Annotated in this window: 18 protein-coding genes; 8 read left to right on the top strand and 10 right to left on the bottom strand. The window is 63.2% G+C overall.

Annotated features, from left to right (window positions below):
• Positions 1–321: 321 nt before the first annotated feature.
• The 6 genes from E2A64_RS15165 to dctP all read right to left on the bottom strand — a co-directional run bounded on the left by E2A64_RS15165 (position 322) and on the right by dctP (position 5,893).
• Positions 322–1,047, bottom strand: coding sequence for a ribonuclease activity regulator RraA (locus E2A64_RS15165; protein ID WP_133285338.1), 726 nt, complete (start codon positions 1,045–1,047; stop codon positions 322–324).
• 8 nt (positions 1,048–1,055) lie between these two features.
• Entirely contained in the window at positions 1,056–2,783 is a 1,728-nt protein-coding gene (gene araD / locus E2A64_RS15160) for an L-arabinonate dehydratase (protein ID WP_133285337.1), read from the bottom strand.
• Between the two features lie 4 nt (positions 2,784–2,787).
• A complete protein-coding gene (locus tag E2A64_RS17930) occupies positions 2,788–2,955 on the bottom strand; it encodes a hypothetical protein (RefSeq protein WP_174235807.1) in 168 nt (55 codons plus the stop codon).
• Positions 2,956–2,969: 14 nt separating this feature from the next.
• On the bottom strand, positions 2,970–4,286 hold the full coding sequence (locus E2A64_RS15155) for a TRAP transporter large permease (protein ID WP_133285336.1): 1,317 nt from the start codon (positions 4,284–4,286) through the stop codon (positions 2,970–2,972).
• Positions 4,276–4,797 carry a TRAP transporter small permease subunit gene (locus tag E2A64_RS15150; RefSeq protein WP_133285335.1) on the bottom strand — a complete coding sequence of 174 codons (522 nt, stop codon included), beginning with the start codon at positions 4,795–4,797 and terminating at the stop codon, positions 4,276–4,278. The genes E2A64_RS15155 and E2A64_RS15150 overlap by 11 nt, the downstream gene beginning before the upstream one ends.
• Before the next feature lie 70 nt (positions 4,798–4,867).
• Positions 4,868–5,893, bottom strand: a complete 1,026-nt coding sequence (gene dctP / locus E2A64_RS15145) for a TRAP transporter substrate-binding protein DctP (protein ID WP_133285334.1) — start codon at positions 5,891–5,893, stop codon at positions 4,868–4,870.
• A 136-nt stretch (positions 5,894–6,029) separates the two neighbouring features.
• Here dctP and E2A64_RS15140 point away from each other — a divergent pair, with 136 nt between their 5' ends.
• The 8 genes from E2A64_RS15140 to E2A64_RS15105 all read left to right on the top strand — a co-directional run bounded on the left by E2A64_RS15140 (position 6,030) and on the right by E2A64_RS15105 (position 18,583).
• Positions 6,030–6,752: a GntR family transcriptional regulator gene (locus E2A64_RS15140; RefSeq protein ID WP_244598314.1), complete on the top strand. Its 723-nt coding sequence runs from the start codon at positions 6,030–6,032 to the stop codon at positions 6,750–6,752.
• A gap of 223 nt (positions 6,753–6,975) precedes the next feature.
• A complete protein-coding gene (locus tag E2A64_RS15135; RefSeq protein WP_133285333.1) occupies positions 6,976–9,444 on the top strand; it encodes a glycogen/starch/alpha-glucan phosphorylase in 2,469 nt (822 codons plus the stop codon).
• Positions 9,441–11,666, top strand: a complete 2,226-nt coding sequence (gene glgB / locus E2A64_RS15130) for a 1,4-alpha-glucan branching protein GlgB (protein ID WP_133285332.1) — start codon at positions 9,441–9,443, stop codon at positions 11,664–11,666. Before E2A64_RS15135 ends, glgB begins: the two co-directional genes overlap by 4 nt.
• A gap of 18 nt (positions 11,667–11,684) precedes the next feature.
• Positions 11,685–12,947, top strand: a complete 1,263-nt coding sequence (gene glgC / locus E2A64_RS15125) for a glucose-1-phosphate adenylyltransferase (RefSeq protein ID WP_133285331.1) — start codon at positions 11,685–11,687, stop codon at positions 12,945–12,947.
• A 5-nt stretch (positions 12,948–12,952) separates the two neighbouring features.
• Complete coding sequence (gene glgA / locus E2A64_RS15120) at positions 12,953–14,392, top strand: glycogen synthase GlgA (protein ID WP_133285330.1); 1,440 nt, start codon at positions 12,953–12,955, stop codon at positions 14,390–14,392.
• Positions 14,393–14,396: 4 nt separating this feature from the next.
• The gene (locus tag E2A64_RS15115) at positions 14,397–16,031 is read left to right on the top strand and encodes an alpha-D-glucose phosphate-specific phosphoglucomutase (RefSeq protein WP_133285329.1); all 1,635 of its coding nucleotides are present in this window, start codon (positions 14,397–14,399) and stop codon (positions 16,029–16,031) included.
• 7 nt (positions 16,032–16,038) lie between these two features.
• Positions 16,039–18,009, top strand: a complete 1,971-nt coding sequence (gene glgX / locus E2A64_RS15110; RefSeq protein ID WP_133285328.1) for a glycogen debranching protein GlgX — start codon at positions 16,039–16,041, stop codon at positions 18,007–18,009.
• Between the two features lie 85 nt (positions 18,010–18,094).
• The gene (locus tag E2A64_RS15105) at positions 18,095–18,583 is read left to right on the top strand and encodes a MaoC family dehydratase (protein ID WP_133285327.1); all 489 of its coding nucleotides are present in this window, start codon (positions 18,095–18,097) and stop codon (positions 18,581–18,583) included.
• A 27-nt stretch (positions 18,584–18,610) separates the two neighbouring features.
• Here E2A64_RS15105 and E2A64_RS15100 read toward each other — a convergent pair whose 3' ends face one another.
• From E2A64_RS15100 to E2A64_RS15085, 4 genes are read right to left on the bottom strand one after another with little or no spacing between them, the layout of a single operon-like run.
• Positions 18,611–19,162 (bottom strand): sarcosine oxidase subunit gamma, encoded by a 552-nt coding sequence (locus E2A64_RS15100; protein ID WP_133285326.1) that lies wholly within the window; start codon positions 19,160–19,162, stop codon positions 18,611–18,613.
• Positions 19,155–22,151 (bottom strand): sarcosine oxidase subunit alpha, encoded by a 2,997-nt coding sequence (locus E2A64_RS15095; RefSeq protein WP_133285325.1) that lies wholly within the window; start codon positions 22,149–22,151, stop codon positions 19,155–19,157. Before E2A64_RS15095 ends, E2A64_RS15100 begins: the two co-directional genes overlap by 8 nt.
• Positions 22,148–22,471, bottom strand: a complete 324-nt coding sequence (locus E2A64_RS15090; protein WP_133285324.1) for a sarcosine oxidase subunit delta — start codon at positions 22,469–22,471, stop codon at positions 22,148–22,150. Before E2A64_RS15090 ends, E2A64_RS15095 begins: the two co-directional genes overlap by 4 nt.
• A 9-nt stretch (positions 22,472–22,480) precedes the next feature.
• Positions 22,481–23,734, bottom strand: a complete 1,254-nt coding sequence (locus tag E2A64_RS15085; protein ID WP_133285525.1) for a sarcosine oxidase subunit beta — start codon at positions 23,732–23,734, stop codon at positions 22,481–22,483.
• Positions 23,735–24,047: the final 313 nt, after the last annotated feature.

Genomic DNA, 24,047 nt, shown 5'->3' with positions numbered 1-24,047 from the left:
GGTTCAATCCCTGTCACGCCCACCATCCGAACTCCCTGAGATTGCTGGACTTTCTCTCGTCGCGGCGTTCGCGCGATTCCTTCCGAAAATCCTTCCGTCGCACGACTGTCGCTGCCATTCGGCAGGCAAGGCTGAGCATGTCCGCCACATGGCTTCCTCCGCAGGCGGCGCTGCCTGCAGGCCGGAACTGTCGCGATCGCCGCGCCACGGCCGTCCGCAGATCGCGCTTCGGGCGGGCTGGGCAGCGGTCAGGAAGGCAGCGCACAGAAAAGCCGCACGGACGGCGGCCCGCGCGGCTTTCGTCATTTCGTGCGGTCACGCCTACCGGCCGTTGCGCTTGCGCCAGTCCTCGTATTTCTGAAGGTTCTCGTCCTTTGTCGCCGGATAGAGGCCGATGATCGGCGCACCGTCGAGCACCTGTTCGAGGACGAATTCCTCGAAGCTTTCCATGCCGAGGCATTCATCGGCGATCTCCTCGGCGAGATGCGCCGGGATCACCATCACCCCGTCCTTGTCGCCCAGCATCACGTCGCCGGGAAAAACCGGCGCGTCCCCGCAGGCAATCGGCACGTTGATGTCGAGCGCCTCGTGGAGCGTGAGGTTGGTGGGCGCCGAGGGTTTGGCGCAATAGGACGGCATGTCGAGTTTGCCGATCCCCTCGCAATCGCGGAAGCCGCCGTCGGAGACGACACCGGCTGCACCGCGGATCGCCAGGCGCGTGATCAGGATCGAGCCGGCGGTGGCCGCACGCGCATCCTTGCGCGCGTCCATCACCAGCACATGGCCTTCCGGGCAGGTTTCCATCGCCACGCGCTGCGGATGATCGGCATTGCGGAAGACGGTGATCGGATTGCGATCCTCACGCGCCGGGATGTAGCGCAGCGTGAAGGCCTGTCCCACCATGTTCTCCGCCTTTGCAGACACGGGCACGACACCCTGAATGAACTGGTTGCGCAGGCCGCGCTTGAAGAGGGCCGTTGCGACCGATGCGGTCGAGACCTTCTTGAACTTGGCGCGGGTTTCTTCGGAAAGAACGTATTCGGTCATGGGTATCCTCAGAAAATGTCGGGTTCGCCCGGCATGCGGCCGAAATCGGATTGCAGGAAATCGAAGTCACAGCCCTGGTCGGCCTGGGTGACGTGGCGCGAGTACATCCAGCCCCAGCCGCGCTCGAAGCGGGGTTCGGGCTGCTTCCAGGCGGCACGGCGCGTCTCGAGCTCGGCCGCATCGACCAGCATGTCGAGCCTGCGGTTGGGCAGATCGAGCCGCACAGTGTCGCCGGTCTTCAGAAGCGCCAGCGGGCCGCCGACATAGCTTTCGGGCGCCACGTGCAGGACGCAGGCGCCATAGGAGGTGCCGGACATGCGGGCATCCGAGATGCGGAGCATGTCGCGGTGGCCCTGTTTCAGAAGCGCTTTCGGGATCGGCAGCATGCCCCATTCGGGCATGCCCGGCCCGCCGAGCGGACCGGCATTGCGCAGAACCATGACATGGTCCGGCGTGATGTCGAGATCCTCGTCATCGACCGCCGCCTTCATCTCCGGATAGCTGTCGAAGACCAGCGCCGGGCCTTCATGGACATAATATTTCGGATTGCAGGCCGCCGGCTTGATGATGGCTCCGTCGGGGCAGAGATTGCCGCGCAGGACGGCGAGCGATCCCTCATGATAGACCGGGTTCGACAGCGGCCGGATGACATCGTCATTGTAGACTTCGGCACCTTCGAGATTGTCGGCCAGCGTCTTTCCGGTGACGGTCATCACCGAGGTGTCGAGCCGCTCGGAGATCTGCATCATCAACGCGCGCAGACCGCCCGCATAATAGAAGTCCTCCATCAGATAGCCTTCGCCGGAAGGGCGCACATTGGCAATGAGCGGCGTGGTCCGTCCCAGCGCGTCGAGATCGTCGAGCGTGAGCCTGACCCCCGCGCGCCGCGCCATGGCGATGATGTGGACCACCGCATTGGTCGAGCAACCGGTGGCCATCGCCACGGTCGCCGCATTGCGGCAGGCCGCGTCGGTCACGATCCGGTCCGGGGTGAGATCGTCCCACACCATGCCGACGATCCGCCGGCCGCAATCGGCCGCCATCCGCACATGGTTGGAATCGACTGCCGGAATGGAGGATGCACCGGGAAGCGTCAGCCCCATCGCCTCGGCGATGCCCATCATCGTGGCAGCCGTACCCATGGTCATGCACGTGCCTGCCGAACGGGCGATACCGCCCTGAACGCCCAGCCATTCCTCGTCGGAAATGTTTCCGGCGCGGCGCTCGTCCCAGTACTTCCAGGCGTCCGAGCCCGAGCCCAGAACCTTGCCGGCGAAATTGCCGCGCAGCATGGGGCCGGCGGGCAGATAGATCATCGGCACACCCGCCGAGATCGCCCCCATGACGAGGCCCGGCGTGGTCTTGTCGCAGCCGCCCATCAGCACCACGCCGTCGAGCGGATGCGAGCGGATCATCTCCTCGGTCTCCATCGCCAGCATGTTGCGGTAGAGCATCGAGGTCGGCTTGGTGAAACTCTCGTCGACGGAGAGTGCGGGCATTTCGACCGCGAAGCCGCCCGCCTGCGCGACGCCGCGTTTGACGTCCTTCACCCGCTCGGGAAAGTGCGAGTGGCACGTGTTGAGTTCGGACCAGGTGCTCAGCACGCCGATCACCGGCTTGTCGCGGAAGTCCTCTTCCGAATAGCCGAGCTGCATCATCCGCGACCTGTGTCCGAAGCTGCGCAGGTCATCGGGCGCGAACCACCGGGCGGATCTGAGATCTTTGGGGTCTTTCATGTCATTAACCTGTGAATGCGAAGACGAGCCAGATGACGACGACGGCCAGCACCAGGCCGAAGAGTTCGGGCCAATTGCCGAAATCGTGCCTGTCGCGAACCTCTTCCTCGCCGAATTCGGCCGCAGCCAAATCCTCATCCTGCCGGGTAAGTTTGTGTTGATCGTTGGTCATTCAGCCCTCCCGGATCAATCGAGCATCGACGGCAGCCACAACGCGATCTCCGGGAAGAAGAGCACGAGGAACAGACCGATTGCCTGCAAGCCTATGAAGGGAAGCACCGCACGGAAGATCTCCTGCAATTCGATCCCCTTCGGTGCCACCGATTTGAGGAAGAAACACGCTGGCCCGAAAGGCGGTGACAGGTAGTAGATCTGGATGTTCATGGCGAAGAGCACACCGAACCAGACCGGATCGTAGCCGAGGTCGACCACCACCGGCGCGAAGATCGGAACGGTGATGAAGATGATGGCGATCCATTCCAGGAAGGTACCGAGCACCATGACGATCAGCATCATGACGACGATCACCCAGATCGGTGCGATGTCGAGCGCGGTCAGCAGGCCACGCAGGAATTCGCCGCCGCCGATGCGGTTATAGATGCCGATCAGCGAGACGGCGCCCAGCACCAGCCAGATGATCGAACCGACCGTCAGAACCGTCTGGCGCATGGCGTCGCGCGCCATCACCCAGGTGAGTTCCTTGCGCACGGCCGCCACCACGACGGCGCCGACGGCACCGAGGGCTGCGGCTTCCGTCACGGTTGCCACACCGGAATAGATGACGCCCAGAACACCCGCGATCAGCACGCCGGGCAGGATCACGCCCTTGAGGAACCTGAGCCGGCTGAAGAACGGCAGGCCGGTTTCCGGAATGTCGTAGATCGGCGCCAGGCTCGGGTTCATCCGTACGCGCACGAGGATGTAGGCTATGAACAGCGAGGCGAGCAGCAGGCCCGGCACGGCGGACGCCGCGAACAGCTTGGTGATCGAGACCTGGGCGGCAAGACCGTAGATGATGAGCACGACGGAGGGCGGGATCAGCGTCGCCAGCGCGCCGGCGGCGCAGATGATGCCGATCGACAGCTTGCGGTCGTAGCCGAGCCGCAGCATCTGCGGCAGTGCGATGAGGCCCAGCATGACGATTTCGCCGCCCATGATGCCCGACATGGCCGCCAGCACCACGGCGACCACGCAGGTTTGCACCGCGACCGAGCCGCGGAAGCGTCCGCCCATGATGGCCATGGAATCGAAGAGTGATCGCGCGATCCCCGATCGCTCGAGCACATTCGCCATGAACACGAAGAACGGCACGGCGATGAGCTCGTATTTGTGCAGCACCTCGCCGACATTGGCGGCAACCACGAAGAAGCCCGCACGCTCTCCGAAATAGAGGATCGCGGTCGCAAGCGACACGGTGAGAGTGGTGATGCCGAGCGGCACGCCCAGCGCCATCAGCGCCAGAAGCGAGACGACGATCAGCAGTGTGATGTATTCAATGCCCACCGGAGACGTCTCCTTCGGTGTTCTGCACCCAGCGCACCAGATTGGCGGAAAGCTGGAACAGGTAGAGGATGCATCCGACGACGAGCAGGACCTTGAGATAGGTCGGCTGGATCGAGTTCAGCGCCGTGCCGGACGTTTCCATGCGATTGAGCGCCTTGATGGCGGGATCCCACAGCGCCAGCGCGAGAATGAAGATCGCGCCTGCCGCGATCAGCATCTGGACGAGCCTGAGCCTGCGCCAGGTCGTCTCGCTGACGAGCATCTCGATCATCGTGATGGAGATATGCCGATGGCGTTCGGTGACATAGCCGACCGAGAGAACCCAGGCAGTCGCACAAAGCGTCATGGCAAGTTCGGTGGACCAGGACGACGGGCTGTCGAAACCGTAACGCATCACCACTTCAGCCGCGGACACCACGATGCAGGTGAAGAACAGGACGGAACAGCCCTGGCCAATGAACACGCTGATGCGGTCCATCACATCGGCGTAACCGGCAAGGAAGCGCTTCATTGGACACTCCTCATGTTGGACGGGAAGCGCCGCCCCCGCGTGGAGTGGGGGCGGCGTTCTATTTGGCCTGTCAGTTCTTGAACAGGCCGATCTCGGTCATGTACTTGATGTTGGCATCGAGGGCTTCCTTGGCGAGATCGGACTTTTCCGCATAGGCTTCCCACTGCTTGCGAGCGACCTCGCGCAGCTGGTCACGATCTTCCTGAGCCCAGTCGATGACCTCGATCTTGTCGCCGGCCGCGTCACGCTCGGCGAGCTCCTTGTCCTTCTTGTCCACCTCGGCCGCCATCGCGTACATGGCTTCGTACCACCAGTCGCGCAGCGCCTTCTGGTCGTCCTCCGACAGCTCGTCCCACTTCGCCTTGTTGATGGTGAACTGCATCGACGGCATCGAGTGGATGCCCGGATAGAGCGGATAGGGCGCCACGTCGTGGAGGCCGGTCGCGTCGTTATTCACGTAAGCCGAGGCGTCGGCCGCATCGACGATCCCCTTTTCGAGAGCGCCGAAAACCTCCGAGAACGGAATGGAGACAGGTGAAGCACCTGCGGCTTCGAAGACGGCGGCAGCCAGACCTTCAGGCGAGCGGATCTTCTTGCCCTGAAGATCCTCGAACGTACGGATGGGAACACGGGCGGGAAGCGCCTCGCGGGAATACGGGCCGCAGGCCACGACCTTGACTTCGCCGCCGGTCACGGAATCGGCAGCCTTCTGCATCATGGCCTCGCCGCCGCCATCCTTGCAGAAACCGATCATCTGCTCGGGCGTGTCGTAACCGGAAATCAGGTCGCCCATGATGGCATAGGCCGGCTCGAGACCTGCGAAATAGTTCACCGAGGTGAAGTCGCCATCGAGAACGCCGGCGGCAACCGCTTCCGGAGTTTCGCGCGACGGCACGACTGAGCCGTTCGGCGTCAGCGTGATGGAGACGCGGCCGTCGGTCATCTCCTCGATTTTCGGCAGCCAGTTCTCGGTCAGGTACTGGGTCGAGAAATCGCCGGCGTTGAACGAAGTCTGAATGCTGAGATTCTCGGCATGACTTGCTGTCGCGAGCGCCGAGACGGATGCCGCGAGAAGCGCGGTTGCTACGAGTTTCATGGGTTCTCCTCCTCTAAGAAATCCTGACGGGCCTCATCCTCCCGCAATTGATGCACTAATATATTAGTGTATCTTTTGCAAGACCAGCTTATCGTGTAGATGAAGTCACACAGAGGTGCTCCCGGGATTCGCGATGATGACGACGGACAGTATGGCTTTCATGGACGACGACCTGTTGAGCCGCGCGAGGCCCAGGCAGGGCGGCATCAAGCGCGTTTCAGCCAGCCAGCAGATCCACGATGCCTTGCGCGAGCGGATCGTCATGCTGGAATTCAAGCCAGGACAGGCCCTCTCGCGCGCCGAACTCGCCAGGGATTACGGTGTCAGCCAGACCCCCGTCCGCGACGCGATGCTGAAACTGGAGGAAGAAGGGCTTCTGCTCATCTTCCCGCAGTCGAAAACGGAAGTGTCCAAGATCGACCTCGTGCATGCGCGCGAGACGCAATTCTTGAGACTGTCGATCGAACTCGAAGTCGCTCGGAAACTGGCGATGGGCCGCAAGGAGGATATCGCCCCCGCACGCAAGATCCTGATCCGCCAGGAGATGGCGCTCGAAGAGGATAATCTGGATGTCTTCGCACGGCTCGACATGCTGTTTCACCACGCGCTTTGCGAGGCGGCAGGCGTTGCAAATCTCTGGCAGCTCGTGACCTCGCGGTCGGGCCATATCGACCGGCTGCGCAACCTCAACCTGCCGGACCCGGGCAAGCCCGCCAATATCATCCACTATCATCGCGCCATTTTGGACGCGATCGAAGATGGCGATCCGGCCGCAGCCGAAAGGGCCATTCGTGAGCACCTCACGGGCACGCTCTCCCAGGTGCGCGAGATTACCGCACGCTATCCGGAATTCTTCTGACGGCCGCAACCGGGGATACCTGTCCCCAAGCGCTTTCTGAAAAACGTCCAGCTTCCCCTTGCCGCCCTCCCGCAGCGCAACAGATTTAGTTTCGGTCCTCAAAACTTTCGTTGCATCAGCTCTTTGACCCTGATTGACTGCGAAAGGAGGAGAGTTGGACTGGCATGAGGAACAACCGACCGCACAACATGGCCCGGGCGACCGGCCGACGAGGACACTGGCTATGACCAAGCCTATTCAGACCGACGCACTGCCTCCCGAACCCCGCAATTTCACGCCCGAGGATCTCGGCGCCGAGATCGTCCGCCGCCTGACCTACTCCATCGGCAAGGACCCCTCCTCCGCCAAGCCGAACGACTGGATGAAGGCCACCGCCTATGTCATCCGCGACCACATCATCGACAAGTGGATGGAATCCACCAGGCAGACCTACGAATCGGGGGAGAAGCGGGTCTATTATCTCTCGCTTGAGTTCCTGATTGGCCGCCTGATGCGCGATGCCGTCTCCAATCTCGGACTGCTCGACGAAATCCGCGAGGCGCTCGACACGATCGGTGTCGATTTCGACGCGGTCGCATCCCTCGAACCAGACGCGGCACTCGGCAATGGTGGCCTGGGTCGCCTCGCCGCCTGCTTCATGGAATCCATGGCCACTGTCGACGTGCCGGCATACGGCTACGGCATCCGCTATGTCCACGGCCTGTTCCGCCAGCAGATGAGCGACGGCTGGCAGGTGGAATTGCCCGAAACCTGGCTCGCCCACGGAAACCCGTGGGAATTCGAGCGGCAGGAATCCTCCTATGAGGTCGGTTTCGGCGGAACCGTCGAGGCCCTCGGCGAAAATGGCGGCGAGACCCAGCGCTGCAGCTGGAAGCCGCAGGAGCGCGTGATCGCCACCGCCTTCGATACGCCCGTCGTCGGGTGGAAGGCCAAGCGCGTGAACACGCTGCGTCTGTGGACCGCGGAACCGATCGACCCCATCCTCCTCGACGCCTTCAACGCCGGCGACCACATGGGCGCCCTTCGCGAAAGCAACAAGGCCGAGACGCTCGCCCGCGTTCTCTACCCCGCCGACGGCACTCCCGCGGGCCAGGAACTGCGTCTGCGCCAGGAATATTTCTTCTCGGCCGCCTCGCTGCAGGACATTCTGCGCCGTCACATCCAGCAATATGGCGACCTGCGCTCATTGCCCGATAAGGTGGCGATCCAGCTCAACGACACCCACCCCGCCATCGCCGTTGCCGAGATGATGCGGCTCCTCATCGATATCCACGCCTTCGATTTCGACGAGGCATGGGAGATGACGCAGCAGATCTTCTCCTACACCAACCACACGCTTCTGCCCGAAGCGCTCGAAAGCTGGCCGGTACCCTTGTTCGAACGGCTCCTGCCGCGTCACATGCAGCTCGTCTATGCGATCAATGCCAAGATCCTGCGTTACGCCTGGAAAGAGAAGAGCTACAACGACGACCAGATCCGCTCGATCTCGCTGATCCAGGAAGACGGCGAGCGCCGCGTACGCATGGGCAATCTCGCCTTCTTCGGCTCGCACTCTATCAATGGTGTGTCAGCCCTTCACACCGATCTCATGAAGAGAACGGTCTTCCACGACCTGCACACGCTGTTTCCCGACCGCATCAACAACAAGACCAACGGCATCACACCGCGCCGCTGGCTGATGCAGTGCAATCCGGACCTCGTCTCGCTGTTGCGCGAAACGATCGGCGACGGTTTCATGGACGATGCCGGCAAGCTTTCCGAACTCGACAAATATGCCGATGACAGCGAATTCCAGGCCCGCTTCGCCGCGGTCAAACGCGAGAACAAGGTGCGCCTTGCCAACCTCGTCTCCCGGCGGATGGGATTGAGGGTCGATCCCTCGGCCATGTTCGACATCCAGATCAAGCGCATTCATGAATACAAGCGCCAGCTTCTCAACATCGTGGAGGCGATCGCCCATTATTCGCAGATCCGCACCCATCCCGAGCGCGACTGGGTGCCGCGGGTGAAATTCTTCGCGGGCAAGGCGGCGCCGAGCTATCACAACGCCAAGCTGATCATCAAGCTGATCAACGATGTCGCCAGGGTGATCAATAACGACCCGGCCGTCCGGGGGCTTCTGAAGATCGCCTTCGTGCCGAACTACAACGTCTCGCTTGCCGAGGTTATGGTGCCGGCCGCCGACCTCTCCGAACAGATTTCGACCGCCGGCATGGAAGCTTCCGGCACCGGCAACATGAAGTTCGCCCTCAACGGCGCGCTCACCATCGGGACGCTCGACGGCGCCAATGTCGAAATCAAGGAACATGTCGGCGACGACAATATCGTCATTTTCGGCCTGACCGCCGACGAGGTCGCCGAACGTCGCGCCAACGGGCACGACCCGCGCGCCATCATCGAATCCTCGCGCGATCTCGCCCAGGCGCTGGAAGCCATTTCCTCGGGCGTCTTCTCGCAGGACGATCCGGACCGCTTCAAGGATCTGGTCCAGGGCCTCTATGACCACGACTGGTTCATGCTGACCGCCGACTTCGATGCCTACGCGGCAGCACAGCGACGCGTTGACGAACTCTACATGGACGAAGCGGCCTGGTATCCGAAGACGATCCGCAACACGGCCCATACGGGCTGGTTCTCGTCCGACCGGACGATCCGGCAATACGCCTCGGAGATATGGAAGGCGGGTTCATGAACGAACGGGATGCCCCGAGTGCCGGAGAGCCGGTCATCCACCTGACAAGGGATGAAGCCCAGGCCATAGGCGCGGGCACGCATGGCGACCCGTTCTCCGTTCTCGGCATCCATCCCTGCGGCAAGGGCTTTCTTGCGCGTACCTTCATACCCGACGCGGCCGAGGTGGCCGCGTTTACCCTTGACGGCAAGGAGGCCGGGAAACTCGAACCCGGCTTCGCGCCGGGCCTATTCGAGGGCAAGCTCAAACTCCGCAAGAAGCAGCAGCTCGAATACCGTGCGTCCAATTCGGGCGGCGAGTGGACGATCGTCGACCCCTATTGTTTCGGCCCCGTGCTCGGGCCGATGGACGACTACTATATCGGCGAAGGCTCGCACCTCAGGCTGTTCGACAAGATGGGTGCCCATCCGATCCACCACGAGGGTGTGGACGGCACTCACTTCGCCGTCTGGGCGCCGCAGGCCAGGCGCGTGTCGGTGGTGGGCGACTTCAATGTCTGGGACGGCCGCCGCCATGCGATGCGGCGCAGGGTCGACACAGGCATCTGGGAGATATTCCTGCCCGGAGTGAGCGCAGGCCAGCCCTACAAGTTCGAAATCATCGGCGCTGCCGGCAGGAGCCTGCCGCTCAAGGCAGACCCCTTCGCCCGCCGCGCCGAACTGCGCCCTCAGACGGCCTCCATCGTCACGCCGCGGATCGACCACGAGTGGGGCGACAAGGCGCACCGCGCGCATTGGAGCTCGGTCGAGGCGCGCCGCCAGCCGATGACGATCTACGAGGTTCATCCCGGCTCCTGGCGACGCAATGACGACGGCAATTTCCTGTCATGGGACCAGCTTGCAGACGACCTCATTCCCTACTGTGTGGAAATGGGGTTCACCCATATCGAGTTCCTGCCGGTCTCCGAGCACCCCTACGACCCCTCCTGGGGCTACCAGACGACCGGACTTTACGCCCCCAGCGCCCGCTTCGGCGAACCGGAGGGCTTCGCCCGCTTCGTCGATGGCGCGCACCGCGTCGGCATCTCCGTTCTGATCGACTGGGTGCCCGCGCATTTCCCGATGGATCCGCACGGGCTGATCCGCTTCGACGGCACCGCGCTCTACGAGCATGAAGACCCGCGGCAGGGTTTCCACCCCGACTGGAACACCGCGATCTACAATTTCGGGCGCAAGGAGGTGCTCTCCTACCTCGTCAACAACGCGCTCTACTGGGCCGAGGAATTTCATGTCGATGGTCTGCGCGTGGATGCGGTGGCCTCGATGCTCTATCTCGACTATTCGCGGAAAGAGGGCGAGTGGATCCCCAACAAGGACGGCGGGCGAGAGAATCTCGAAGCCGTCCACTTCCTGCGCGAGATGAACAAGGCCGTCTACGGCAGCCACCGCGGCATAATCACCGTGGCCGAGGAATCGACCTCGTGGCCCAAGGTGTCGGCGCCCGTTCACGAGGATGGGCTCGGCTTCGGCTTCAAGTGGAACATGGGTTTCATGAACGACACGCTCGATTATTTCTCGCGTGAACCGATCCACAGGAAACACCACCACGACGCCATCACTTTCGGCCTCGTCTATGCCTTCTCCGAGAATTTCGTTCTGCCGATCTCCCATGACGAGGTCGTTCACGGCAAGGGCTCGATGCTGAACAAGATGCCCGGCGACGAATGGCAGAAATTTGCCAATCTGCGCGCCTATTACGGCTTCATGTGGGGCTATCCGGGCAAGAAACTGCTCTTCATGGGCCAGGAATTCGGCCAGCGCGGCGAGTGGGCGGAAAGCCGCCAGCTCGACTGGGACCATCTCGACGATCCGCGCCATCACGGCGTCCAGCTTCTCGTGCGCGATCTCAACCGCCTCTATACCTCGCTGCCCGCGCTCCACGCGCGCGATTGCGAGGGAGAGGGTTTCGAGTGGATCGTCGCCGACGACAAGGAAAATTCGGTCTTCGCATGGCTGCGAAAGGCGCCGGGGCAAGCACCGGTCGCAGTCATCTGCAACCTGACGCCCGTGCCCCGGTCCAACTACGAGATCAGGCTGCCGGAAGGCGGCCACTGGCGTGAAATCTTCAACTCCGATTCCACCTATTACGGCGGCTCGGGTCAGGGAAACAGCGGCCGTGTACCGGCTGAGGATATGGGCAAGACCCACGTGGCGAGAATACACCTGCCGCCGCTATCCACCCTGATGCTGACGCCGGAACAAGAGGCGGAAGACGGAGCCTGACGAAACTGGGAGGGAAAGATGGAAACGAAACGTACTCAACCGCTCGCCCGTGACGCGATGGCCTACGTGCTTGCGGGCGGACGAGGCAGCCGTCTGAAGGAGCTGACCGATACGCGCGCAAAGCCGGCGGTCTATTTCGGCGGCAAGACCCGCATCATCGACTTTGCGCTCTCCAACGCGATAAATTCCGGCATCCGTCGTATCGGGGTGGCGACGCAGTACAAGGCGCACTCGCTGATCCGCCACCTGCAGCGCGGCTGGAACTTCCTGAGGCCGGAGCGAAACGAGAGCTTCGACATTCTGCCCGCCAGCCAGCGCGTCTCCGAAACACAGTGGTATGAAGGCACCGCCGACGCGGTCTACCAGAACATCGACATCATCGAGGATTACGGGCCCGAATTCATGGTCATCCTGGCCGGGGACCACATCTACAAGATGGACTACGAACTGATGCTCCAGCAGCACGTGGATTCGGGTGCAGATGTCACTATCGGCTGTCTCGAGGTTCCGCGCATGGAAGCGACCGGCTTCGGCGTCATGCATGTCGACGACAAGGATGGCATCATCGCCTTCGTCGAAAAGCCCGCCGATCCACCCGGCATTCCCGGCTCGCCCGACAAGGCCCTGGCCTCGATGGGCATCTACGTGTTCAACACCAAGTTCCTCATGGAAGAACTCCGTCGCGATGCCGCCACGCCCCGCTCCAACCGCGATTTCGGCAAGGACATCATCCCCTACATCGTCAAGAACGGTAAGGCCCAGGCCCACCGCTTCACCGATTCCTGCGTGCGGGCATCGCTCGAATCGGAAGCCTATTGGCGGGATGTGGGAACGGTCGATGCCTATTGGCAGGCCAATGTCGATCTTACCCAGGTGGTCCCCGATCTCGACCTCTACGACCGGTCATGGCCGATCTGGACCTATGCGGAAATCAAGCCGCCTGCGAAATTCGTCCATGACGAGGAGAACCGCCGGGGTTCGGCCGTTTCCTCGCTTGTGTCGGGCGACTGCATCATCTCGGGTGCCGCTCTCATGCGCTCGCTGATCTTCACCGGCACGCGCGCCAATTCCTATTCCAGCCTCACCGATGCCGTGGTGCTTCCCGAATGTGAGATCGGGCGTCACGCGCGGCTTGAAAAGGTGGTACTGGATCGCGGCGTCATCATTCCCGAAGGCCTGGTGGTGGGCGAGGATCCCGAACTCGACGCCAAGCGGTTTCGCCGCACCGAAAACGGTGTGTGCCTGATCACCCAGGCCATGATCGATCGTCTGGAGCTCTGATACGCATGAAAGTCCTTTCCGTCGCCTCCGAGGCCTATCCGCTCATCAAGACCGGCGGACTGGCCGACGTTGCGGGCGCCCTGCCCGCGGCGCTCTCGGCCTTCGGGGTCGACATGAGGGTGCTTCTCCCCGCCTACCCGGCGGTCATGGCAAAGATCAGCAAGCCGCGCAAATCGATCCCGCTGCCGAAACTTCTCGGAGCCGAAGCGCGGCTCTGGCAGGTCAAGGCCGAGGGTATCGACTGGTTCCTGCTCGACGCGCCGGACCTCTTCAACCGTACCGGCGGGCCGTATGTCGACGCCTCCGGCCAGGATTACGGCGACAACTGGCGCCGTTTCGCGGCTTTCTCGAAGGCAGCCGCACTCATTGCGGAGGGCGCTGTCGAACAGTGGAAGCCCGACCTCGTCCACATGCACGACTGGCAGGCGGCTCTCGCGCCGCTCTATCTCGCGCAGGGACCGGCAGCCGGCATGCCGACCGTCATGACGGTTCATAACCTGGCATTCCAGGGCCAGTACGGCGCCGACATCTTCGCCGGTCTGGAACTCGACAGCTCTGCCTTCTCGCTCGACGGCCTCGAATATTACGGCGACGTCTGCTACCTCAAGGCAGGCATGCTCTGGGCCAACGCGATCACCACCGTCAGCCCCACCTATGCGCAGGAAATCCGCACGCCCGAATTCGGCATGGGCCTCGATGGCGTGGTCAACGCCCGCGCCGACGATCTCTACGGCATCGTCAACGGTATCGACACCGATGTCTGGAATCCGGCGACCGACCCGCACATCGCCGAGAATTACGACCTCTCCAGACGCACCGCACGCAAGGCCAATCGGAAGGCTCTCGTCGAGCGCTTCGAACTCGATCCCAGGCACAAGGGCCCGATCTTCACCGTCGTCAGCCGCCTGACCTGGCAAAAGGGCATGGACCTTCTGGTCGAGACCGTCGACGACATTGTCGCGATGGGCGGAAGGCTGGCCATTCTCGGCTCGGGCGACCGTGCGCTCGAAGGTGCGCTTCTGGGCGCTGCGGCGCGCCATCGCGGTCGTGTCGGCATGGTGCTCGGCTATAATGAACCGCTGTCGCACCTGATGCAGGCGGGTGGCGACGCCATACTCGTCCCCTCACGCTTCGAGCCCTGCGGACTTACCCAGCTTTACGGCCTGCGCTACGGCTGCGTCCCGGTGGTAGCCCATACCGGTGGCCTGGCAGACACGGTCATCGACGCCAACGAAGCCGCCCTCGCCGCGGGCGCGGCAACGGGTTTCCACTTCGGCCAGGTGACCGCCGATGCGCTTCGCCGCGCGGTTCACCGCACCGTCCGCGCCTTCGAAGACAAGAAGACCTGGGCGCTGATCCAGAAACAGGGCATGAAGGCGGATGTCAGCTGGGAGCGCAGCGCCCTACGTTATACCGACATCTACAAGAACCTCATCAAGAAGTAGCACCATGAGCCAGACCGAAACCGTTTCCGTCAAAGCCTTCGCCGACCAGAAGCCCGGCACGTCCGGCTTGCGCAAGAAGGTGCCCGTGTTTCAGCAGCCCGGTTATACGGAGGCCTTCATCCAGTCGATCTTCGACAGCCTCGAAAACTATGAGGGCAAGACGCTGGTGATCGGTGGCGACGGGCGCTACTACAACCGCGAGGTCATCCAGATCGCGATCCGCATGGCAGCCGCGAACGGTTTCGGCCGTGTCCTCGTCGGCCAGGGCGGCATTCTCTCGACGCCCGCCGCTTCCAACATCATCCGCAAATACAAGGCCTTTGGCGGGATCATCCTGTCCGCCAGCCATAATCCCGGTGGCCCGAACGAGGACTTCGGGATCAAGTACAACGTCTCCAACGGCGGCCCGGCGCCGGAAAAGATCACCGAGGCGATCTTCGCACGATCGAAGGAGATCGATCGCTACCTCATCGCCGATTTCGACGATGTGGATCTGGAAGAGCTCGGCACGCGGGAAGCCGGCGGCATGACGATAGAGGTCATCGACCCTGTCGCCGATTATGCCGAACTGATGGAAACGCTCTTCGATTTCGATGCCATCCGCGCGCTGATCAGGGACGGGTTCAAGGTCACTTTCGACGCCATGCATGCCGTGACCGGACCCTATGCGCGAGAAATCCTCGTCAATCGGCTCGGAGCGGACCCCAAACTCGTTCTCAACGACACACCGCTGGAAGATTTCGGCGGCCATCATCCGGATCCGAACCTCGTGCATGCCAAGGATCTTCACGACCGGATGATGAGCGACACCGCGCCCGATTTCGGCGCCGCGTCCGATGGCGACGGCGACCGCAACCTCATCATCGGCAAGGGCATCTTCGTCACGCCCTCGGATTCGCTTGCCATGCTGGCAGCCAACGCCCATCTGGCACCGGGCTACAAGGATGGCATCGCCGGCATTGCCCGCTCGATGCCGACATCCGGCGCCGCCGACCGCGTTGCCGAGAAGCTTGGCGTCGAGATGCACGAGACGCCGACCGGCTGGAAGTTCTTCGGAAACCTGCTCGATGCCGGCAAGGTGACGATCTGCGGCGAGGAAAGCGCCGGAACCGGCTCCAGCCATGTCCGCGAAAAGGACGGTCTCTGGGCCGTGCTTCTGTGGCTCAACATTCTCGCCGCCCGCCGCGAAAGCGTGAAGGAGATCGTCGAGGACCACTGGGCGACCTACGGCCGGACCTACTACTCGCGCCATGATTACGAAGGCATCGACACGGACAAGGCCAACCGGCTGATGGATGAGCTGAACGCCAAGCTTGCCACTCTGCCCGGCCAGACGGTGGCGGACATGACAGTCGTGAAGGCCGACAATTTCACCTATCACGACCCTGTCGATGGTTCGGTCAGCAAGAACCAGGGCATCCGCATCTTCTTCGAGGGTGGCGCACGCATCGTCTTCCGGCTTTCCGGAACCGGCACGTCCGGGGCGACGCTCAGGGTCTACATGGAGTTTTTCGAACCCGAGCCGTCCCGCCACGGCGCGGAGACCCAGGCCGCTCTGGCCGGCTTGATCGCAGCCGCCGACGAGGTAGCCCGTATCACGAACATCACCGGTCGCGATGGCCCGACCGTGATCACCTGACACCCGGATGGCACGCGGCGCCACCCACTCCACACCCGGCGTCCGGCTTACCTCGGGCGGCGCGCGCTTTACCGTTCGCGCCCCCGATGCGGAGGCAGTTCACGTGTGCCTCTTCGATCCGGACGACCGGGAGACCACCCGCCACCGGCTGGAGCCGCGCGGCGACGGGCTGTTCGTCTCCGAGATCGTTGGCGTCCGCGCCGGCCACCGCTATGGCCTGCGCGCCGAAGGTCCGTGGGAACCGGAAAACGGCCACCGTTTCGATTCCTCCAAGCTGCTGGTCGATCCCTATGCGATCCGGCTCGACCGGCCATTCCACTACGATCCGCGGCTCGGCGAAAGAGATGTCAACACTGCGGCCATCGTGCCGAAGGCCATCATCGAGCCACCGCAAAAACCCTTTGGCGGCAAGCCGCGTGTGCCCGCGCCAGGCGGGCTGATCTACGAGCTTCCCGTCCGCGCCTTCACGATGCTGCATCCGGACATACCGGAGGAGAAGCGCGGCACTCTGGCCGCCCTCACCCACCCGGCCGTCATCGATCACCTGAAATCGCTGCACGTCGCGGCCATCGAGTTGATGCCCATCGCCGCCTGGATCGACGAGCGCCACCTGCCGCCGCTGGGGCTCGCCAATGCCTGGGGCTACAATTCGGTCACGATGCTGGCGCTGGACCCGCGCCTGGCGCCGGGCGGCATTGCGGAACTGCGCGCGCTGACCACGGAGATGCACAGGCACGGTATCGGAGTTCTGGTCGATGTCGTCTTCAATCACACCGGGGAATCGGATCTCGACGGTCCGACCCTGTCGCTGCGCGGCCTGGGCAACCGCAACTTCTATGCCCATGACCCCAACCGTCCCGGCGAACTCGTCAACGACACGGGGTGCGGCAACACGCTTGCCTGCCACCGTCCGGAAGTCCGGGAACTGGTGATCGCCGCGATGCGGCATCTCGCTCTCCAAGGCGGGGTCGATGGGTTCCGTTTCGATCTGGCGCCAATCCTGGGCCGCGATGGCACCGGGTTCTCACGACACGCGGACATGCTCGCCGCCATGCATGCCGACCCGGCATTGTCCGGCCGCCTGCTCGTGGCCGAACCGTGGGACATCGGACCCGGCGGCTATCAGCTGGGCAATTTCCCGGACCATTGGCGTGAATGGAACGACCGCGCCCGCGACGACATCCGCAGCTTCTGGCGCGGAGATGCCGGCAAGACCGGCGATCTCGCCACCCGGCTCTCCGGCTCCTCCGACATCTTCGGACGCGATGGAGCCACCGCCACGCGAACCGTCAATTTCGTCGCTGCCCATGACGGCTTCCCGCTGGGAGACCTCGTGACCTATGCCGGAAAACACAACGAAGCCAACGGCGAAGACAATCGCGACGGCCATAACGAGAACTATTCGTGGAATTGCGGCGTCGAGGGCGAGACCGACGATCCCTCCATCCGCGCGGCCCGCGAAACCGACGCGACCGCGCTGCTGGCTACGCTTTTCGCCTCGCGCGGCACCCTGCTTCTGACCGCGGGCGACGAGTTCGGCCACAGCCAGCATGGCAACAACAATGCCTATGCGCAGGACAACGAGATCACCTGGCGCGACTGGGCAAATCTCGACGAGGACCGCCTGGCCCACGCCCGGGAGTGGGCCAGGCTCAGGGCTGAGACGCCCCTTTTCACTCGGACGGATTTCCTCGTACCCGCCGATGGGTCGGACAATCCCGACCAGGTGGAATGGCGCGCGCCCGGCGGCGAAGTCTTGGAAGGCGGGGCCTGGAACGACCCGGCCCTGCCGGGCCTCGTGATGGTTCTCGGCGCACCCGGCCAGCGTGTCATGCTGGCCTTCAACCGGAGTTACCACGCGGTAGAGATCGTCCTTCCCGACGCGCCCTCCGGCTGGCACAAGGCGCTCGGCCCCGCCACCGGCAGCAGCCTGCCCCCCAGGTCGGTCAGCTGCTTCAAGGAAAAACCGGGGACATAGCCTGTTTTCGGCGGTGTCCGCCCTGTGATTGAGCATCCAGTGTTCTAGATTGTCTGCATAACGCTGACACATCTACGGACACTCCATGCCCCGGATCATCACCCTCGCAGACATCGAAAACGAAATCGGCAGCGAATATGTCTCGCGCTGGTTTGATATGCCGCAGGAGCGCATTAACCGGTTTGCCGATGCGACCGATGACCACCAGTTCATCCATGTGGATCCGGAAGCCGCCGCCGAGACCGGTTTCGGCGGAACCATCGCGCACGGATTTCTCACACTCTCGATGCTCTCCGCCATGCACGAGGATTGCTCGCCGCGCCTGAAGACCGAGAAGATGGGCATCAATTACGGCTTCAACAAACTGCGCTTCATGAACCCGGTTCCGTCCGGCGCACGCATTCGGGGTCGCTTCCATCTCGATCAGTGCCGCCATCGCGGCCCCAATCTTCTGGGCTTCACCTACAATGTGACAGTCGATATCGAAGATGCTCCGAAACCCGCTCTCACCGCGGTCTGGCTGACACTGCTTCAATATGCGGATGAAAAAGCCCCCGCCGAAAGCGAGGGCTGAAAGCGGAAGCGCTGCTGCCGGGCCTTCTCAGGCCATGCAATCATGCGCGGCGTCGGACAGAAACTCGAAGGCATATTCCGCAAACGAGCGCCAGCATTCGATGCGATAGGCATTGGCGTCCGTGCGCATCAGCACGATCTCGATCTTGCCCATCACCGTCCGCGAGCAGGCCCCGATGGGGAAGGCATCGTCGGTAACGTCCTGCGGACAGCCGGCCTCAAGCGTGGCGCGGGCACCGCGACCAGCAACCTTGATCGCGGTATTGCGGTGAGAGACATCGACCACCGAGAAGAAGGCGTCGACACCGGCCACATCGGCCATCGGGTCGCCCTTCTCGTCGATCACCAGCCATTCGTCCGGTCCGAGCCACAGCGCCATCCGCCCGGACTTCGCCGTCACACTCTTCTTCGGCTCGGTTGGAAGATCGAGACCGAGCGCCTTGTTGAGCGCTGGGATGCCATCGGCGCCGACACGCAGCGAAATCCGGTGCGCGGGCGCCGCCTGCGCGATCGCCACACCGACGGAACCGGCGATCAGCCCGTCGAGCGGGCTGGTGCGGGTTGCTACAGCCTCAGCCATTGATCCTATCCCCTTCCTTGTCGAAGAACACGGTATCCGTCACTTCCACCTTGATGACCTCGTGGGGCATCGGCACGTAAAGCGTCTTGCCCATCAGCGCGCGGCCATCCGCGACCACGGCCATCGCGATCGAGCGACCGCAGTTTTCCGACCAGTAGGACGACGTCACGTGGCCGATCATCTTCATCGGAACCGGCTGGTTCGGGTCGGCGACGATCTGCGCCCCTTCCTCGAGCACCTGTTTCGGGTCGGCGGTGAGAAGTCCGACGAGCTGCTTGCGGCCGGAGGCGACGAGATCGGGCCGCTTCATGCCGCGAATGCCGACGAAATCGGGCTTGGATTTCGCCACCGCCCAGCTGAGGCCCGCGTCATCCGCGGTCACCGTCCCGTCGGTATCCTGACCGACGATGATGTAGCCCTTTTCTGCGCGCAGCACGTGCATCGTCTCCGTGCCATAGGTGCAGGCACCGAGGTCCTGAGCGCGCGCCCAGAGCGCATCCCACACGGCCCGGCCGTAATCGGCCGGCACGTTGACTTCGAAGCCCAGTTCACCGGTGAACGACATGCGGAAGAGCCGCGCCGGCGCACCGCAGACCGTGCCTTCACGCACGCTCATATGAGGGATGGCTTCGTTGGAGATGTCGATGCCTTCCACGAAGGGCGCGATGATCTCGCGCGCCTTCGGTCCCTGCACCGCGATCACCGACCACTGATCGGTCGTCGAGGTCAGCCAGACCCTGAGATCCGGGAACTCGGTCTGGAGGTAGTCTTCCATGTGATGGAGCACCCGCGGCGCTCCGCCTGTAGTCGTGGTGACATGGAACCGGTCCTCGGCAATGCGGCCGACGACGCCGTCATCATAGATGAAACCGTCCTCACGCAGCATGATGCCGTATTTGCAACGGCCCGGGGCGAGCTTCTGCCAGCCATTGGTGTAGATGAGATCGAGAAATTTCGCCGCGTCCGGGCCGACAACCTCGATCTTGCCCAGGGTGGAGGCATCGAAAAGGCCGGCCGTTTCGCGCACGGTCCTGCATTCGCGATCGACGGCGGCATGCATGGTTTCCCCGGCCTTCGGATAGTACCAGGGACGCTTCCACTGGCCGACGTCCTCGAACACAGCGCCGAGCGCTTCGTGGCTCTTGTGGATCGCGGTCTTGCGTGTCGGATCGAAAAGACGGTCGCGGCCGTGATTGACGATCGCGCCGAACGTGACCGGCGTGTAAGGCAGACGGAACGTCGTCAGGCCGACCTGCGGGATCGGCTTGTCGAGCATGTCCGCCGCGATTGCCAGGCCGTGGATGTTGGATGTCTTGCCCTGGTCCGTCGCCATGCCGTTTGTGGTGAAACGCTTGACGTGCTCGATCGAATGCATGCCCTCGCGCACGGCCAGACGAATGTCCTTCGCCGTCACGTCGTTCTGATAATCCACGAAGGCCTTGACCGTGGTCTCGGGCCCCGCGCCCGGCGCGGCTCCCATCAGCGCACCGCGGCGGCTCGTCAGGCTCTCGGCATCGGGCGCGCGATAGCCCGAAGCTCCGGCAAAACCTGCAAGCCGCGCAGCTTCCATACCCGCATTCGCGGCCTCTTCCAGAAGCGCGTCGAGCGCGTCCGTGCCGTTGCACGCGCCGATCGTCACCATCTCCTGCACCGCTTTGCCCGGCAGGAAGCGAGCGCTCTCCTCGTCCCAGACCACTTTCGCGCGGGACTGGGAATACAAGTGCAGCGTCGGCGTCCAGCCCGCGGACATGATCAGCGCGTCGGCCTCGACGGTTCGCGATTTGCCGCCACCGACACGCTCGATCCTGACCGACTTCAGACGGAGCCCGCCCTTGGTGTCGACCACCGCATGATCGGTGAGCACCTGGATACCGAGCGCCTCAGCCTCGGCCAGCAATCCCGCATCGACATCGGAGCGCGCATCGACGATCACCGGCACGGCTATTCCGGCCTGTTTCAGGTCGAAAGCCGCACGATAGGCGGAATCATTGGCCGTGTAGACGGCAACGTTCGACCCCACGGCCACGCCGTAATGGTTGAGGTAGGTGCGCGCGGCGGAAGCGAGCATGATGCCGGGCCGGTCGTTCTGCGCGAACACCATGTGCCGCTCGATCGCGCCGGTCGCCACGATGACCCGCCTGGCCCGCACCTGCCAGAGCCGCTCGCGCGGCACCAGCTTGTCGGGATTGGCGAAATGCTCGCTGACGCGCTCGACGAGGTCGACCATGTTCTGGGCCTGATAGGCAAAGGCCGTTGTACGGGTCAGCACCCGCACATTGTCCATGCCCGCCAGCTCACTGCCGATCTCCTGCGCCCAGACGAAACCCTCCTGCCCGTCGATACGTGTGTCGATCTCGTGATGGAGCGCGCCGCCCAGTTCCGGCTGCTCGTCGCATACAACGACGGACGCGCCGGTTTCGGCCGCCGCCCGCGCCGCTATCAGACCGGCGATACCGCCGCCGACTACCAGCACGTCGCAATGGATGAAGCGGTTGGCGTAACGGTCCGGATCGGGTTCCTTCGGCGAGACGCCGAGCCCGGCTGCCGCGCGGATGTTCGGCTCGTAGAAATGTTTCCAGGCGGCTTTCGGCCACATGAAGGTCTTGTAGTAGAAGCCGGCGGCAAAGATCGGCGAGAACAGGTTGTTGACCGCGCCGACATCGAAGCTGAGCGACGGCCAGCGATTCTGCGACTGCGCCGTCATCCCCTCGAAGACTTCCTGCACGGTCGCCCGCACATTCGGCGTATGGGTGTTGGACGAACGCGAAATATCGATGAGCGCGTTGGGCTCTTCCGGCCCGGCGGAAAGAATGCCGCGCGGACGGTGATACTTGAAGGACCGGCCGGTCAGGTGGATCCCGTTGGCGATCAATGCCGAGGCGAGCGTATCCCCCTCGACGCCGGTCAGCCGGCGTCCGTCGAACGTAAAGGAGACGGTGCGTGCCGGAACGAGCCGGCCCTTGCCCGCGATGCGGTTGGTTCCGCTCATTGGCCATCTCCCTTCACACGCGCGATGCCGTCTTCGCCGCGCTCTATCTCGACCTTCGGGTTTCCGGCCTTGTAGGTGGTGACGAACTTGTCCGAAACCGTGTCGCGCACCGCGTTGAAGAAGCGCGCGCAGCCATGCATGTGGCGCCAGCGTTCGTAGGTGAGGCCCTTCGGATTGTCGCGGATGAAGAAATAGGCCTCGAATTCCTCGTCGCTGATTTCGCTGATCGGGTCGGGACGCACGACATGCGCTTCGCCGGCATGGCGGAATTCGAGTTCCGGCCGGTCCTCTCCGCAATAGGGGCAATGGATGAGAAGCATGACTTTACCTCAGTGCGCCACGGCGGCGGCGGCCGCCTCGTCGATCAGCCGGCCGCTGCGGAACCGGTCGAGCGAGAACGGTGCGTTGATTGCGTGCGGTTCGTCCCGCGCGATGGTATGGGCGAAGACGTGCGCCGAACCGGGCGTGGCCTTGAAGCCGCCCGTTCCCCAGCCGCAATTGACGAAAAGGCCGGGAACCGGCGTCTTCGAGAGGATCGGCGAACGGTCGGGTGTCACGTCGACGATCCCGCCCCAGGATCGCAGCATCCTCATGCGCGTGAAGATCGGGAACATTTCGCAGATCGCATCGAGTGTGTGGCTCAGGATATGAAGCCCGCCCGTCTGCGAATAGGAGGTGTACTGGTCGGTACCCGCCCCGATGACGAGTTCGCCCTTGTCGGACTGCGAGATGTAGGCATGCACCGTGTTCGACATCACGACGCAGGGAAAGATCGGCTTGACCGGCTCGGAGACGAGCGCCTGCAGCGGATAGCTTTCGAGCGGCATGCGTACGCCGGCCATGTCCATGATCGTCGTCGTGTTGCCGGCGGCAACGACACCGACCTTCCTGGCGCCGATAAAGCCGCGCGACGTTTCCACGCCCTCGACCGCGCCGTTGACACCGCGGCGCACGCCGGTAACTTCGCAGTTCTGGATGATGTCGACACCGAGATCGGATGCCGCGCGGGCATAGCCCCAGGCGACCGCATCGTGCCGGGCGGTGCCGCCGCGCCGCTGCAGGGCCGCCCCCATGACCGGATAACGCGCGGTCTTGGAAATATTGAGCGGCGGGCAGTAATCCTTGGCTTCACCGGGCGTCAGCCACTCATTGTCGACACCGTTGAGCCGGTTGGCGTGAATGTGCCGCTTGAAGACCTGTACGTCATGAACATTGTGCGCAAGCATCATCACGCCGCGCGGCGAGTACATGACGTTGTAGTTGAGGTCCTGGGACAACCCGTCCCACAGCTTGACCGCATGATCGTAGAGCGCCGCACTCTCGTCATAGAGATAGTTCGAGCGGATGATGGTGGTGTTGCGGCCGGTATTGCCGCCGCCGAGCCATCCCTTCTCGATCACCGCGACATTGGTGATGCCGTGTTCCTTGGCCAGGTAGTAGGCCGTGCCGAGACCGTGCCCTCCGGCGCCCACAATGATGACGTCATAGGACTTCTTGGGCTCGGGCGAGCGCCATTGCTTGTCCCACCCGCGGTGCCCCCGCATGGCCTCGCGCGCCACAGCGAAAATCGAGTATTTGCGCATCATGTCCTCGCATCCGGATTGCGGTTACGCTTAAATCAAAAACATGCGCTCCGCACCTGTCGCATTGCGACTTCGAAAGCCGCAGACGAGGGCCCATAATGTCGCAGACGCGCCAGATTGTCATTACGGCGTCACAGCGCGACACCAGTCTGCAGAAAAGCCCACAGAACGGCGAAAAAACGCGCGAAAACCTGCTGGACTTGACTTGGGAAAACTGGTAAATGCCCCGCAATCGTGACGTCTGCCGACCGAACGGACCTGTTTTCTTTATGTCGGCCGTCTAGAAAGTTCAGGTTCAACCGCAATTAAGGAT

The organism is Pseudohoeflea suaedae (assembly GCF_004354915.1).
GTDB classification, from domain to species: Bacteria; Pseudomonadota; Alphaproteobacteria; order Rhizobiales; family Rhizobiaceae; genus Pseudohoeflea; species Pseudohoeflea suaedae.
Note: the sequence above shows the minus strand (reverse complement) of the source record. Positions and strands in the feature narration are given on the sequence as shown.

What these genes read in the sequence shown, in the direction of transcription:
- glgC (WP_133285331.1), top strand. Translation starts at nt 11,685, where the DNA reads ATGGAAACGAAACGTACTCAACCGCTCGCCCGTGACGCGATGGCCTAC.
- araD (WP_133285337.1), bottom strand. Translation starts at nt 2,783, where the DNA reads ATGAAAGACCCCAAAGATCTCAGATCCGCCCGGTGGTTCGCGCCCGAT.
- E2A64_RS15150 (WP_133285335.1), bottom strand. Translation starts at nt 4,797, where the DNA reads ATGAAGCGCTTCCTTGCCGGTTACGCCGATGTGATGGACCGCATCAGC.
- E2A64_RS15100 (WP_133285326.1), bottom strand. Translation starts at nt 19,162, where the DNA reads ATGGCTGAGGCTGTAGCAACCCGCACCAGCCCGCTCGACGGGCTGATC.
- E2A64_RS15085 (WP_133285525.1), bottom strand. Translation starts at nt 23,734, where the DNA reads ATGCGCAAATACTCGATTTTCGCTGTGGCGCGCGAGGCCATGCGGGGG.
- E2A64_RS15090 (WP_133285324.1), bottom strand. Translation starts at nt 22,471, where the DNA reads ATGCTTCTCATCCATTGCCCCTATTGCGGAGAGGACCGGCCGGAACTC.
- E2A64_RS17930 (WP_174235807.1), bottom strand. Translation starts at nt 2,955, where the DNA reads ATGACCAACGATCAACACAAACTTACCCGGCAGGATGAGGATTTGGCT.
- glgA (WP_133285330.1), top strand. Translation starts at nt 12,953, where the DNA reads ATGAAAGTCCTTTCCGTCGCCTCCGAGGCCTATCCGCTCATCAAGACC.
- E2A64_RS15165 (WP_133285338.1), bottom strand. Translation starts at nt 1,047, where the DNA reads ATGACCGAATACGTTCTTTCCGAAGAAACCCGCGCCAAGTTCAAGAAG.
- E2A64_RS15140 (WP_244598314.1), top strand. Translation starts at nt 6,030, where the DNA reads ATGACGACGGACAGTATGGCTTTCATGGACGACGACCTGTTGAGCCGC.
- E2A64_RS15135 (WP_133285333.1), top strand. Translation starts at nt 6,976, where the DNA reads ATGACCAAGCCTATTCAGACCGACGCACTGCCTCCCGAACCCCGCAAT.
- E2A64_RS15095 (WP_133285325.1), bottom strand. Translation starts at nt 22,151, where the DNA reads ATGAGCGGAACCAACCGCATCGCGGGCAAGGGCCGGCTCGTTCCGGCA.
- E2A64_RS15115 (WP_133285329.1), top strand. Translation starts at nt 14,397, where the DNA reads ATGAGCCAGACCGAAACCGTTTCCGTCAAAGCCTTCGCCGACCAGAAG.
- glgB (WP_133285332.1), top strand. Translation starts at nt 9,441, where the DNA reads ATGAACGAACGGGATGCCCCGAGTGCCGGAGAGCCGGTCATCCACCTG.
- dctP (WP_133285334.1), bottom strand. Translation starts at nt 5,893, where the DNA reads ATGAAACTCGTAGCAACCGCGCTTCTCGCGGCATCCGTCTCGGCGCTC.
- E2A64_RS15105 (WP_133285327.1), top strand. Translation starts at nt 18,095, where the DNA reads ATGCCCCGGATCATCACCCTCGCAGACATCGAAAACGAAATCGGCAGC.
- glgX (WP_133285328.1), top strand. Translation starts at nt 16,039, where the DNA reads ATGGCACGCGGCGCCACCCACTCCACACCCGGCGTCCGGCTTACCTCG.